Origin of the sequence: Planotetraspora silvatica (genome assembly GCF_016863315.1) — a bacterium.
Lineage (GTDB): Bacteria > Actinomycetota > Actinomycetes > Streptosporangiales > Streptosporangiaceae > Planotetraspora > Planotetraspora silvatica.
Window position 1 is genome coordinate 23,959 of record NZ_BOOQ01000058.1, and the last position, 13,599, is coordinate 37,557.

At 69.9% G+C, this 13,599-nt stretch carries 12 protein-coding genes; 9 read left to right on the forward strand and 3 right to left on the reverse strand.

The genetic code is table 11. The features are described 5' to 3' along the window. Positions 1-48: 48 nt before the first annotated feature. Both Psi02_RS36445 and Psi02_RS36450 read right to left on the reverse strand, forming a co-directional pair. Positions 49-996, reverse strand: coding sequence for an MmyB family transcriptional regulator (locus Psi02_RS36445; protein ID WP_203980417.1), 948 nt, complete (start codon positions 994-996; stop codon positions 49-51). 148 nt (positions 997-1,144) lie between these two features. Then, positions 1,145-1,606, reverse strand: a complete 462-nt coding sequence (locus tag Psi02_RS36450) for a VOC family protein (RefSeq protein ID WP_203980418.1) — start codon at positions 1,604-1,606, stop codon at positions 1,145-1,147. Between the two features lie 125 nt (positions 1,607-1,731). Between Psi02_RS36450 and Psi02_RS36455 the strand changes: the two genes are divergently transcribed. The 6 genes from Psi02_RS36455 to Psi02_RS36480 all read left to right on the forward strand — a co-directional run bounded on the left by Psi02_RS36455 (position 1,732) and on the right by Psi02_RS36480 (position 8,958). Beyond that, complete coding sequence (locus Psi02_RS36455; RefSeq protein ID WP_203980419.1) at positions 1,732-2,748, forward strand: helix-turn-helix transcriptional regulator; 1,017 nt, start codon at positions 1,732-1,734, stop codon at positions 2,746-2,748. 116 nt (positions 2,749-2,864) lie between these two features. Next, positions 2,865-4,436: a PstS family phosphate ABC transporter substrate-binding protein gene (locus tag Psi02_RS36460; RefSeq protein ID WP_203980420.1), complete on the forward strand. Its 1,572-nt coding sequence runs from the start codon at positions 2,865-2,867 to the stop codon at positions 4,434-4,436. 144 nt (positions 4,437-4,580) lie between these two features. Beyond that, positions 4,581-6,080, forward strand: coding sequence for an MFS transporter (locus tag Psi02_RS36465; protein WP_203980421.1), 1,500 nt, complete (start codon positions 4,581-4,583; stop codon positions 6,078-6,080). A 66-nt stretch (positions 6,081-6,146) separates the two neighbouring features. Then, on the forward strand, positions 6,147-6,536 hold the full coding sequence (locus Psi02_RS36470) for a cupin domain-containing protein (RefSeq protein WP_203980422.1): 390 nt from the start codon (positions 6,147-6,149) through the stop codon (positions 6,534-6,536). Positions 6,537-6,724: 188 nt separating this feature from the next. Beyond that, on the forward strand, positions 6,725-7,855 hold the full coding sequence (locus Psi02_RS36475; RefSeq protein ID WP_203980423.1) for a phosphotransferase family protein: 1,131 nt from the start codon (positions 6,725-6,727) through the stop codon (positions 7,853-7,855). A gap of 2 nt (positions 7,856-7,857) precedes the next feature. After that, a complete protein-coding gene (locus tag Psi02_RS36480) occupies positions 7,858-8,958 on the forward strand; it encodes an Rv3169 family protein (protein ID WP_203980424.1) in 1,101 nt (366 codons plus the stop codon). Between the two features lie 47 nt (positions 8,959-9,005). On the opposite strand, the gene Psi02_RS36485 is transcribed toward Psi02_RS36480, so the two are convergent. After that, complete coding sequence (locus tag Psi02_RS36485) at positions 9,006-10,403, reverse strand: FAD-binding oxidoreductase (RefSeq protein WP_203980425.1); 1,398 nt, start codon at positions 10,401-10,403, stop codon at positions 9,006-9,008. 398 nt (positions 10,404-10,801) lie between these two features. Here Psi02_RS36485 and trpB point away from each other — a divergent pair, with 398 nt between their 5' ends. From trpB to Psi02_RS36500, 3 genes are read left to right on the forward strand one after another with little or no spacing between them, the layout of a single operon-like run. Further along, entirely contained in the window at positions 10,802-12,007 is a 1,206-nt protein-coding gene (trpB, locus tag Psi02_RS36490; protein ID WP_203980426.1) for a tryptophan synthase subunit beta, read from the forward strand. After that, the gene (gene trpA, locus Psi02_RS36495) at positions 12,004-12,819 is read left to right on the forward strand and encodes a tryptophan synthase subunit alpha (protein ID WP_203980427.1); all 816 of its coding nucleotides are present in this window, start codon (positions 12,004-12,006) and stop codon (positions 12,817-12,819) included. Before trpB ends, trpA begins: the two co-directional genes overlap by 4 nt. Then, complete coding sequence (locus Psi02_RS36500) at positions 12,816-13,571, forward strand: GntR family transcriptional regulator (protein ID WP_203980428.1); 756 nt, start codon at positions 12,816-12,818, stop codon at positions 13,569-13,571. Before trpA ends, Psi02_RS36500 begins: the two co-directional genes overlap by 4 nt. Positions 13,572-13,599: the final 28 nt, after the last annotated feature.

Consider the following 13,599-nt stretch of genomic DNA (forward strand, 5'->3'; position numbering starts at 1 on the left):
GCGTGAAGTGATCCTTGGCGCGCCGCGGTGAAGGGACCGAGGTAAGGATCAGTCCCGCGCGGCAGCCGACCAGTCCCGGGAGGCGTCCGCGCCCCAACTCGCCACCAGGCGCAGCGCCTCCTCCGACGCCGAACCGGGCTCGGCGTGGTAGGTCTCCAGAGACTGCTCCTGATCGCCGGGGAGCGTGAAGGTCTCATAGCGGAGCGTCAGCTCGCCCGTCAGTGGGTGCGACAACCGCATGCTGCCGTGCGACTTCTTCTTGACGTCGTGGGCCGCCCACAGCGTCCGGAAGTCCTCGCTCTTCATGGAGAGCTCCCCGATCAGCGCCGCGAGCAACGGATCATCCGCATGCAGGCCGGCGTCCAGCCTCAGGTTCCCCACCACGTCGTAAGCCTTGGACTCCCAGTCGGCGAAGAGCCGCCGGGCCGCCGGGTCGAGGAAGGTGATCCTGGCCCAGTTCCGCTCCTGCGGGGCACGCGCCGCCCAGTCGCCGAAGAGCGCGGAGGCCGTCCGGTTCCACGCCAGCACATCGGTGCGCCGGCCCCATACATACGCGGGCGCGCCCTCCAGCGCCGTCAGCAGCTCCACCAGCGCGGGTCGCACCTGCTGGCGCTGCGGTGCGGGCCGCCGCTTCCGCTGTTGCGGCTTGGCGAGGTGCAGCAGGTGGGCGTGCTCCGTGTCGGAGAGCCTGAGCGCACCGGAGATCGCGTCCAGCACCTCGACCGAGACGTTGCGGCCGTTGCCCTGCTCAAGGCGCGTGTAATACGCCGGAGAGACCCCGGCGATCTGAGCCAGTTCCTCCCGTCTCAGGCCCGGCACCCGGCGCCGCCGGCCGTACTCGGCGATTCCCACGTCTGCCGGCTTCAGCCGGGCCCTGCGGGTGCGCAGGAACTCGCTCAGCTCCGTGCGCGGGTCGAGGTGCCGATCATGGCCGGGTCCCGAGCCGGGTCCCGGCACGGCTGCCGGGGCGGTGCGGAGGTCGGGATGGGTAGCCATGCCTTCCAGTATCGCGCCGGGTACCCCCGGTCGGGCCCGCCAGCCTGTCCCTGCCGGTGGTAGTCACACGGGACGTAGGCGGAGCGGGGGCCTGGGTGAGCGACCTGGTCTGGTCGGGTACGGCCCCCGCGACTACGGCAGAGCCGCGTCAGTCGAGGCAGAACTCGTTGCCCTCGGGGTCGGTCATCACGATGAAGCCGGCGCTCAACGGGGGCGCGGGCTCGTAGCGCCGTACCCGCGTCGCTCCCAGCGCGACAAGCCGGTCGCACTCGACCTCCAGCGCCGCCATCCGCTCGTCTCCCTGCAGTCCCGGAGCCGCACGGACGTCCAGGTGGACGCGGTTCTTGGCGACTTTGTCCTCCGGCACCTGCTCGAAGAACAGCCGTGGGCCGTGCCCGTCCGGGTCCTCGAGAGCCGATCTCGTGTTGCGCTGCTCCTCCGGCACGCCGACCCGCGCGAGGAAGTCGTCCCACGCGGCCAGCGGGTCGGCGCCCTCGGGAAGGTCGACTCCGGGCGGGCCGGGGTGGACGTAGCCCAGCACGTCGCGCCAGAAGGACGACAGCGCCCGCGGGTCGTGGGCGTCGAAGGTGACCTGGATATGGCGGCTCATCGGGTTGCTCCGTTCGTAGCGGGTTTCGTGTGCGGGCAGAGGCCGGACAGGTGGTGCGTCCACGGAGCCACCCTGGCACCCCTAGCGGACAGAATCGGTCCGCTATCTCTGGCAAGGTGGGCGACATGGGCGTCGGGAGCGGGGAAGAGCGGGGTACGACGGAGCGGGTGCTCATCCTGCTCGGGCTGCTGCAGCAGCGCCAGGTCTGGACCGGCCCCGAGCTCGCCGATCGGCTCGGGGTCACGCCGCGCACGGTACGGCGTGACGTCGAGCGGCTGCGGGCGCTCGGTTATGAGGTGCATGCCGGCCAGGGTGTCGGCGGCGGCTACCGGCTCGGCCCGGGGCAGGACCTGCCGCCGCTGCTTCTCGACGACGAGGAGGCGATCGCCACCGCGGTCTCGCTGCTCGTCGGCGCGGGGGGCGCGGTCGCCGGCGCGGGCGATGCCGCACTTCGGGCGCTGACCAAGCTCGACCGGGTGCTGCCCACCCGGCTGCGGCACGAGGTGCGCGCGCTCTCCGGCTCGGTGGAGTCCTTCGGCGGAGGCCGCACGCCGGTCGACCCCAAGGTGCTCATGACGCTGGCCAGAGCCTGCCGCGACGAGGTCGTGGCCGGCTTCGACTACCCGTCCGGGAGCGAGGTGCGACGGCGGCGGGCCGAGCCCTACCGCCTGGTCGTCTCCGACCGGCGCTGGTACCTCCTCGCCTACGACCTCGATCGCGACGACTGGCGCAGCTTCCGGGTCGACCGGATGACCGATGTGTCTGCACGGACCGGGCGGTTCCGCCCGCGCGCGGCGCCCGACGCGACGACGTACGTGCAGGAAGGGGTGGCGAGCAGGGTCTACCCGCACCAGGCGCGCTTCCTCGTGCACGCGTCGGCTGACACGGTGCGCGCGCAGATTCCGGCGTCGGCGGCCGTCGTACGACCGCGAGGGAGCGAACTCTGCGAGGTGCTCAGTGGCGCCGGCAGTCTCGACTTCGTGCTCATGCATGTGCTGCTGCTGGGGCACGCCTTCGAGGTGCTCGACCCTCCGGAGCTCGGGAGTCGCTGTCGCGTACTGGCGGAGAGACTGCTGTCGGCCGGTGCGACCTTGGCGGGCCCGGAGCAGCGAACTGCGGACGAACATCGAAGGGCCGATTAGTTAACCTCGTTGCCGCCACATATCGTGACCGAAGATCATGCCTGAACGTATTGCCGCATGGCAGTGCGATCGGGTGCATTCGGGACATTCGCAGGGGCGTGGCGAAAGTGGATTGGTTGAGTCCCGAGAACATCGTCGCCGTGGTGGCCGCGCTGCTCGGCCTCGTGGCCCCCGCCGCCGGCGCCTTGTTCCAGCTCCGGACACGACGGGGCAAACGCATCGGCCACCGCGTGCAGATGGACACGGCCATCGGCAGCGACCGGGGTGACGACCGCGGTGACGACGGTGGCGGCGAGGATGGCGGCGACGGGCAAGCCCGGCTGAACGCGCCGCTCGGGCTCTTCACCGATCAACCAGGCATGTCGAACCCGACCCTCGCGCTTGTCCGCATCGAGAACACCGGCACGAGCAGCATCGCCGACACCGACTACACCAATCCCGACAAGAACCACGGCCTCAATGTCGTCTTCACCGGGCGCACTGTTCGGAGCGTCGAGGTGATCCCCGACCCCAAGGCGGCGCATCTCCTGGGCCACTTCGTCCCAGTCGAGGGCAAGGGAGGCCTACAGCACAGCGGCAACACGATTCGCCTGCCCCGGGTTCCGCTCAATCAGGACCAGCACTTCAAGCTGCTCGTGCTGCTGAGCGGCGGCCGCGTCGGCAGCAAGATCGACGTAACGGGAGGCATCCAGGACGGCAAGGTGGAGCGCACCCGCAGCATGTCGGTCGATGACAAGCCGCCCCTGTTCAGCACGCTCGCCATGGGGACCACCATCGTGCTCGCCGTCTGCCTTCTCACCCTGGCCGGCATCATCGTCTTTCGGCAACCGGCGCCCCCCATCGGTTGCGCCACGGGAGAGCTCAGGGTTGTCGGCTCCACCGCCTTCGCCCCCGCCATGGAGGAACTCGCCGACCGATACGCCGCGGACTGCCCGGGTTCCGTGATCACGGTGGACGCGCACGGCAGCAACGAGGGTGTGCGGGAGCTGGCGGAGGCGGGTGGCGGCGCGAACAAGGATTCCCCGGCCCTGCTCGCCCTCTCGGACGGCCCCAAGCCGGCGAGCTTCACGCAGCTGAGGGAGGACCGGGTCGCCATCGCGGCTTTCGCCCTCGTGGTCAACGACGAGACCGATGTCAAGAATCTGACGATCGACCAGATACGCGCTATCTACCAGGGCGATGTCGTCAACTGGAAGGAACTCGGCGGCCCCGACCTCCCCATCCGGCTCGTCAGCCGGGACGCCAACTCCGGTACGCGTGACCTGCTGCGCCGGCACATCCTCGACGGCCAGGGCGAACCCGCCTTCACCTCCCGGGACTGCGAGAACAAGAACTCCCCACAGGACAAGATCATCCGCTGTGAACTCGGCAGCACCGGTGAGGTGCTCAAGACCGTGGCCCGGGTGCCCGGCGCCATCGGCTACAGCGAACTGAGGGCCGCCGCCACCTCCAAAGGCCTGCACACCCTGAACATCGACGGCCATGCGCCTTCGATCGAGGCCATCGGCGACGCCACCTACCGCTTCACCGAAATCGAATACGCCTATACCAACGGCGCACCGGTCTCCGACTCCCTCACCTCGAGCTTCCTGAATTACGTGATCAGAGGCAACGGCCAGGAGGTGCTGAAAGCCTTCGGGCACCTGCCGTGCTACACACCGGACGGCCTCAAGCGCTGCCAGTCGTGAAGTGGGCACCCCTCACCGGCCGCGATGTCGCACGGCGCTACTACCGGCGCCGTAGTCCGGCCAGTCGTTGATCCCGGCGCGGTAGCGGAAGATGACTCCGCTTGCGGGACGCCCCTGACCACCTGCTGAACGACGATTGCGGTCATGAAATCGCCAGTCAGTGGAAAATCAGCAGGCGGAAGCGTGGTCGTCGAGTCGGGTGCCCGGCCGGGGATCATCCTCGCCGCGGTGGCCGTCGTGCAGTTCATGGTGTCGCTGGATCTGTCGGTGGTGAACGTCGGACTCCCGCAGATAGCTGTCGGCCTCGGCTTCAGCGCAGTGGGGCTGACCTGGGTGATCCACGCCTACGCGCTCACCTTCGGCGGGCTGCTCCTCCTGGGTGGCAAGGCCGCCGACCGGTACGGCCGCAAGCGGGTCCTGCTGCTCGGGCTCGGCCTGTTCGGCATCGCCTCACTCGTCGGCGGCTTCGCCCAGGAACCCGGCCATCTTGTCGCCGCTCGTGCCGTACAGGGCATCGGGGCCGCCGCACTGGCTCCGGCCGCGCTGGCGTTGCTGACCTCGACGTTCCCCACGGGCAAGGCTCGTATCCGGGCATTCGGCGTATGGGCCGCGGTGAACGCCGCCGGGGGCGCCCTCGGCGTCCTGATCGGCGGCCTGCTCACCCAGTACGCCAGTTGGCGATGGGTGATGTTCGTCAGCGTCCCGATGGCCGCCGGCGCGCTGGCCCTGGTCTGGCGGGCCGTCGCCGCCGCCCCGCCCTCGGTTCGCGGCGGCCGCCCGGACGTGCTGGGTGCCGTCCTGGCCACGGCGGGCATGGCCCTGCTGGTGTTCGGCGTCGTCCGTACGGACCGGTATGCGTGGACCTCCCCGGTCACCCTGACGACTCTGGCGGTCGCCGCCGCGCTGCTGGCCGCCTTCATCTACGTCGAGCAGACCACCACGCGCGAACCGATTATCCGGCTCGGCCTGTTCGCCAACCGCTCGGTCGCCGGGGCGAACGCCTACAGCCTCCTCGTCGGTGCGGCCCTGTCGTCGGCGTTCTATTTCATGTCGCTGTACCTGCAACGAGTGCTCGGGATCGGGCCGGCCCTGACCGGGGTCGAGTTCCTGCCATTCGCCCTCGGCGTGATCGCCGGATCGGTACTCGCCGTCAAACTCGGCTCCCGTTTCGCGCCGCGGACTCTTCTGGTCAGCGGCGGACTGCTGACCGCAGCCGGATTCGCCTGGTTCGGCCTGATCAGCCCCGACGGCGCGTTCATCACCGACGTGCTGGGACCGTCGATCGTCGCCAGCGTCGGATTCGGACTCTGCCTCGGACAGGTCGTCTCCATCGGCACGACGGGTGTCGCGCCCCACGAGACGGGGACCGCATCGGGCCTGCTCAACAGTTCACGCCAGATCGGTGCCTCGCTCGGGCTGGCCGCCCTCGGCAGCGCGGCCCAGCACCGCAGCGGCCAGGCGGTCACGCTCGAGGCCCTCAACGACGGGTACGCGCTCGGCCTGACGCTCAGCGCCGCGCTCCTGGTCGCCGGTGTCCTCATCGCCCTCACCGTCCTGCGCTCGACCCGCCCGACCGGCCCGACCATCTCGACATCACGGGCTGAGCAGATCGATGACCGCGATTCGCTCCTCGCCCGGGATTGACCGGCGATCCACCCCCTGCCACAACCCCCACCAGATGAAAGATCACTGCAGGAAGGCCGTCCCGGCATGACTGTCACCCCGATCGATCTCTTCGCGTCCTCTATCCACCTCCACCAAGGCGGCAAGATTCACGCCGAGAAACGAACAAGGGACTCCGACGAGGACGGCTGGCAGTTGATGGCCTTCCATGCGAAGACCGCGGCCGATGTCCACGCCGACCACTGGGAAGTCCACCCCGAGGCCGAGGAGATCGTGTCCTGCCTCATGGGGAAGATAAGCCTCTACCTCCGTCCGGAGCTGCCGGGACAAGAGGAGGAAGAGATCAGGTTGTGGGCCGGAACCGCTGCCATCGTCCCGCGCGGGCGATGGCACCGCATCGTGTTGGACATCCCCAGCAACATCATGGCGGTCACTCTGCCGCGCGGCAGCCGGCTGGAGAAGCGAACCGACGCCTAGGACAACCTCTCGAACCTGTTCTCATTCACTGGCCAGGGGTGATGAGCGACAGCGGTTCGGCGGCGGACGGGTGCTTGTTTTCGGCGCTATTTCTCTCGCCTTCCGCGCGGTGTAATGTAATCGCGAGTCTAGAACTTGTTCTACTTGGGTTTGCGTGGAATTCACATGCGCCACCCGGAGGGAGTTCGATGGACCGCCAACCGGTAGAGAAGAAGATGCGGCGCTCGGGCCGCGATCCCCATGCTTTTTCCACCCATCTCGCCGCATGGCTGGCGACCGTCCTCCCCGCCGGCGCCCTGGACCCCGACGTCGTGGTCCACGAAGGGGTCGAGGCCAACGGCCTGTCGTCGGAGACGGTGTTCGTCGACGCCACCTGGACCGAGAACGGCCGGCCGCAGGCCGGCCGTTTCGTCGCGCGTGTCGCTCCCGCGGCGGAAGACATTCCCGTGTTTCCCGAGTACGCCCTTCAGGACCAGTACGACGCCATGCGGCTGGTCGCTGAGCTGACCGATGTGCCTGTGCCTCGGGTGCGGTGGATGGAGCCCACGGGTGAGGTGATCGGCAGCCCGTTCTTCCTGATGGACCGCGTCGAGGGCGTCGTCCCACCCGACGTGCTGCCGTACAACTTCGGCGGCAACTGGCTGTTCGACGCCTCGCCCGACGAGCAACGCCGCCTGCAGGACGTCACCGTCGAGACGATCGCCAAGCTGCACGCCATCCCCGACGCGTCCTCCACATTCGGGTTCCTCACCCCGCGCGAGGGAGCGGAGGGCGACAGCCTGCTCGCGCGGAACCTGGCGCGCACGCGGGCGTGGTACGACTTCGCGACGACCGACCTGGGCCGTTCTCCGCTCGTCGAACGCGGCTTGGCCTGGCTCACGGCGAACCTGCCGGAGACCCATGAGACGGTCCTCAGCTGGGGCGACTCCCGGATCGGCAACATCCTCTACCGCGACTTCGCGCCGGTCGCCGTGCTCGACTGGGAGATGGCCGCGATCGGACCCCGCGAGCTCGACATCTCATGGATGGTCTCCGCCCACCAGGTCTTCGAGTCGATCACCACCGTCCTGGCGATGCCGGGCATGCCGCACTTCCTCCGTGAAGAGGACGCGAAGGCGACGTACGAGAAACTCACCGGTATAGCCCTCGGCGATCTCCAGTGGTACCACGTATACAACGGCGTGCGATGGTGCATCGTGTTCATGCGTACCGGCGCACGGCAGATTCATTTCGGTGAGGTCGAGCGGCCCGGCGACATCGAGACTTTGATGCATTCCCGGCCGTTGCTCGAAAGGCTTCTCGACGAGGTAGGTGCGTAGACGTGGTCGGTCCGCTCGACGAGTACCCCATCCATCAGGCCCCGCTGCCGGTCGCCTGGGCGGCGACCAGCGACCGCAACTTCTATGACCGCTGCTACCTGAACGCCCACGACCGTACGGGCGACATCTTCGTGATCACCGGGATGGGCTGGTACCCGAACCTCGGCACCAAGGACGCCTTCGTGCTGGTCCGCCGAGGCTCCACCCAGACGGCCGTCCACCTCGGCGACGCGATCGACGACGACCGGCTGAACCAGCGCGTGGGCGGCTACCGCGTCGAGGTCGTGGAGCCGCTCCAGAAGCTGCGCGTCGTCATGGACGAGACCGAGGGCATCGCGCTCGACATGACGTGGGAGGGCTCATTCCCCGTCGTTCAGGAGCAGCCGCACATCATGCGCGCCGGCAGCCGCGTCACCCTCGACGCGCAGCGTTTCGCCCAGGTCGGCACGTGGTCCGGTTCCATCGTCATCGACGGCGAGGAGATCGCGGTGACGCCCGACCGCTGGGTCGGCACCCGCGACCGCTCGTGGGGCATCCGCCCGGTGGGCGAACCCGTGCCGGCCGGACGGCCGTCGGACCCGCCGTTCGAGGGCATGTGGTGGCTCTACATGCCGCTGCGGTTCGACGACTACGCCGTCGTGCTGATCCTCCAGGAGAACCCGGACGGCTTCCGCACCCTCAACGACTGCACCCGCGTGTGGCGCGACGGCCGGGTCGAGCAGCTCGGCTGGCCCCAGGTGACCGTCTCCTACGCGTCCGGCACCCGGATCCCCACCGGCGCGGTGATCCGCTGCACCGGCTCGGAGGGCAAGCCCGTGGTGCTGGAGATCGAGTCGCTGCTGCCGGTGGCGCTGCACATCGGTGCCGGCTACAGCAGCGACCCCGACTGGTCCCATGGCGTGTGGAAGGGCCCAGGTTTCACCGAACGCGTCACCTACGACCTGGACTCCCCGGAGGTCGCGGGCCGGATGATGTTCGGCATCGTCGACCACGTCGCCCGCGCCACCTGCGAGGGTGCCATGGGCTACGGCCTCTTCGAGCACGGCGCCATGGGCCGCCACGACCCGAGCGGTTTCACCGACTGGTTCACCCTCGCCCCCTGACACTTCCCATGATCACGTCCGGCCCCCACCCGGCCGCCAGTGTCTGATCAGGCGGCCGGGACCACGTTGTGGTTGATCCGGAACATGTTGGCCGGGTCGTAGGTCTTCTTGACGGCCGTCAGGCGCTCGTGGCGTTCCGGGCCGTAGATCGCGGCGGCGTCGGTCGCCTCTTCCGGGGCGAGGTTGTTCACCAGGCGCCGGTCGCCCTGCCAGGGTTCCATGCCGTCGAGCAGCACGGCGACCGACTTCTTGAGCTGCTGATCCTGCGGACCGACCTCGACGCCCAAAAGGCTGTACGGCAGGCCCCTGGTCGCCACGGAGTTGGGCACCGCAGGCTCCCGGTCCCACGCCCCGCCCAGGGCACGCAGTTCGGCGATCCACAGGGTGGTGCCGGAGCCCGGGCCGACGAGTTCGACCAGCTTGTCCTGCGCCTGCGTGGGGAACTCCCGCAGCATGATGCCCCGTTCGTAGTAGGGCAGCGGTTCGGTCGGCTCGTTGTGGATCGACGCGACCTCGGTGTACGGCATGTCCCTCACGGTGTCCAGGACTGCCGGAGCCACCGCCCGCAGCGGCGCTATCATCCGCTCGCCGTCCGCGGCCATGCCGTTGTAGGCGAACCGCAGAGACACCACGAACACCCCGCGCAGCGGTTCGGGCAATGCGGGCAGCGGCGGCAGCCGCAGCACGGCGAACGACGAGATCATGGTCTCCGGTGTGCCCGGATGCCAGGCGGTCCAGGCTCGCAGCACGTCGGCCATCCGCTCACCGGGGAAGTAGATGCCGCCGCCGTAGAGGCGGGGCACCGGGAACAGGGCGAATTCCAGCGCGGTGACCACTCCGAAGTTGCCCTTGCCACCGCGCAGCGCCCAGAACAGGTCGGGTTCGGACTCCGCGTCGACATGCCGCAGTTCACCGTCCGCGGTCACCACGTCGAGCGAGTGCACATGGTCGGCGGCGTAGCCGTGGGAGCGGCCGAGGGTCGGGCTGAGGCCGCCGCCCAGGGTGTAACCGGAGACTCCCACCGTGGGATTCGACCCGTTCAGCGGAGCCAGCCCCTCCTTGGCCGCCTCCGCGACGACCTCGGACCATATCGCTCCGGCGCCGACCCGGGCCGTGCGGCCGATCGCGTCGATGGCCACGTCATTCATCCGATGGGTCGCGATCATGACGGCGCCGTGCGCCGGGCCGACCATCTGGTGGCCGGTGGTCTTCACCAGGACCGGCCGGTGCCGCTCCGCCGCGAAGGCGACGGCGGCCTGGACATCGGCCGCGCTCTCCGCCACCACGATCACCGCGGGCGCCAGGTGGTGATTCAGGTTGAAGACGGCGCGTTCGCCGTCGTATCCCGCGTCGCCCGGCAGCAGAACCGAACCTGCCACCGCGGCCACGAGGGCTGCGGCATCCTCTGGCAGGACCGGCGGCAGGGATGAATCGGTGAAGGTCATGGCATACGTCCTGTTGCTATGGCGAATGTTCGACTTTTGCGCGACCTGTTCTTGGGGGGTTCCGAGGCGCAGTCTGTTCGTGATCCATGGTGCTGCGACCTCGTCGTTGCCTGCCGCCTTCATCCAGCCACAAACCACTCAAATGCGGATAGAAGGTGAAAATTATGAGGAATCCGCACCGGCCTCTCTCATTCATCCGGCGCACGGGCCGTGTCTGCCCGCTCGCGTTCCCCTCGGGACTCGTTAAAGCCGGCGACGGCGGCGATTGATCGGCACGGCCGCGTCGCGATCCAGGCCCAGTCGCCATCAGAGCGCCGGCGGTGGCGCGTCCACGCCGCCCGTGCCACACTCACTGTTATAGAACTCATCGCAGAGTTATAGAACGATCGGAGTGTGGTATGCGAGACGTGTCGACGTGGCGTGAGCCGGTCCCGCCGGACGGGACGATGGGCGAGCCCCGCGCGCGGGGCCGATTCGGCGAGTACGGCGGACGGTACGCGCCGGAGTCCCTGGTGGAGGCGTGCCGCGAGGTGGACGAGGCGTTCCGGGATGCCTGGGCGGATCCCGGGTTCCGCGGCGCCCTGGCGCGGCTGCTCGCCGTGCACGCCGGGCGGCCGACCCCGCTCACACCGGCCCGCCGACTGTCGGAGGCACTGGGCGTGCAGCTGTACCTCAAGCGCGAGGATCTCACCCACACCGGATCCCACAAGATCAACAACGTGATGGGCCAGGCCTTGCTGGCCACCCGGATGGGACGGCGCAGGCTGATCGCCGAGACGGGAGCGGGCCAGCACGGGGTGGCCACCGCGACCGCCGCCGCACTGCTCGGGCTGGAGGCCACGGTGTTCATGGGCGAGCGCGACATCGAGCGGCAGGCGCTGAACGTCTTCCGGATGCGCATGCTGGGCGCAGAGGTGGTCCCGGTGACCACGGGCAGCCGTACCCTCAAGGACGCGACCAGCGAGGCCATGCGGCACTGGGTGGGCGCGACCGGCGACTCCCACTACTGCATCGGCTCGGTCGTCGGGCCGGATCCGTACCCATGGATGGTCAGGGAGTTCCAGCGGATCATCGGCGACGAGGCCCGCGGGCAGTGCGCCGCCGAGTTGCGGACCGGCGTCCCGGACTACGTGGTCGCGTGCGTCGGCGGCGGCTCCCACGCGGCCGGCACGTTCGCCGGATTCGCCGACACCCCGGCGCGCCTGGTCGGTGTCGAGGCGGAGGGCGGCGCCGGGGCGGCCCGCGGCCGGCTCGGCGTTCTGCACGGCTGCCGCTCGCTGTTCCTGCAGGACGACGACGGGCAGATCACCCAGGCGCACTCCATCGCCGCCGGGCTCGACTACCCGGGAGTCGGCCCGGAGCACGCCCACCTGCGCGACCTGGGCCGGGCCCGGTACGTCACGGTGACCGACGACGAGGCGGTCGGCGCGGCGGTACGGCTGGCGCGTACCGAAGGCATCGTCCCGGCGCTCGAATCCGCGCACGCCCTCGCCTGGGTGATCGGCGCGGCGGACGGCGGCGACCTGCCCGCAGGATCGACGGTGCTGATGACGTTGTCCGGCCGGGGCGACAAGGACGTCTCAACCCTGAAGGAGCTGCTGTGACGAACCCCACCCTGGCCGCGGGCGCGGTCGAACGCCACCTGCGCGCCCGCCGGGACACCGGCCGCGGCCTGCTCATGCCGTACGTCACCGGGGGGATCACGCCCGGCTGGACGGACTACCTGCGGGCGTTCGCCGCCGCCGGGGCGGACGCGATCGAGGTCGGCCTGCCCTTCTCCGACCCCACGCTGGACGGCGTCACCATCCAGCAGGCCGGCGAGACGGCACTGGCCCGGGGGGCGAGCACCCGCCGGATCCTCGCCGACCTGTCCGGCATGCCGGACGTGGGTGTGCCGCTGGTCGCCAGCACCTACTACAACCTGGTGCTGCACGACGGCCACGAGGCGTTCTGCGCCGCGCTGCGCCGGGCCGGCGTCGGCGGCCTGATCGTGCCCGACCTGCCGGTGCACGAGGCGGACGAGCTGACGGACGTGGCCGCCGACGCCGGTATCGAGCTGGTCCTGCTGGCGTCGCCGGCGACGCCGCAGCCGCGGCTGGCGGAGATCTCGTGCCGCAGCCGCGGATTCGTCTACGCGGTGTCGCTGATGGGCACCACCGGTGAGCGGGCCGCCCTCGCCGTTTCGGCGGCGGAGCTCACCGAGCGGATCAGGCGCGTCACCGACCAGCCGGTCTTGCTAGGATTCGGCATTTCCACCCCGGACCAGGCACGCGAAGCCCGCCGGCACGCCGACGGCGTGGTGGTCGGCGCCGCGGTCATGCGGCGGGTGCTCGACGGGGCTGGGCCGGACGACCTGCGGGCCTTCCTCGCGACCCTGCGACAAGCCCTCGACCAGGAGTGTGACCGACCACGATGACCCCCGACGCCGGGCATGAGGCGAGATACCGCGCCATCGCCGCCGACCTCGCCGCGAAGATCCGGTCGGGACACTACGCGCCCGGTGAGGCACTGCCGCCGCAACGGGAGCTGAGCGCCTCCTACGGGGTGACCCTCATGACGCTGCGCCAGGCGTTGCGGGAGCTCAGCGACGAGAGGCTGATCGTCCAGCAGCCCGGCAAGGGCACGTTCATCGCCCCGCCCCACCTGGCGTACCAGCTCGACTCGCTCCGCAGCCTGGTCGACGACCTGCGTAAACAGGGCCACGACGTGCGCACCGCGGTGGCCGGGCGGGCGGTGCGCCGGGCCCCCGCCCAGATCGCCGCGGAGCTGCGGCTGCGTCCCGGCGACACCGCCCTGCGGCTGGAGCGGGTCCGCGAGTTCGCAGGACGTCCCGCCGTACACCAGGTGTCCTGGGTCCGCCGGCCGGTGGCCGACCAGATCCGCGACCGCGACTTCACCGCCGTCTCCCTCTACACGGCCCTCGCCGACGTGGGAGTGACGGTCGCCCGGGCGTCCGAGGTGGTCCGGCCCGGTCTGCTCGACCCCGCCGCCGCCCGCCACCTCAACGAGCCGCAGGGCAGTCCGGTGCTCGTCAGCACCCGGATCACCTACACGCTCGACGCCACGCCCGTGGTGTCCGACCATGCCACCATCCTCGGCAGCATGATGGAGGTTCGCACCGAACGCGCCGCCACCGGCCTCTCTCTCACCTGGGGCGCCACCAGCTGAGAACCTGTGTGCGGTCGCGCGGGCTTGC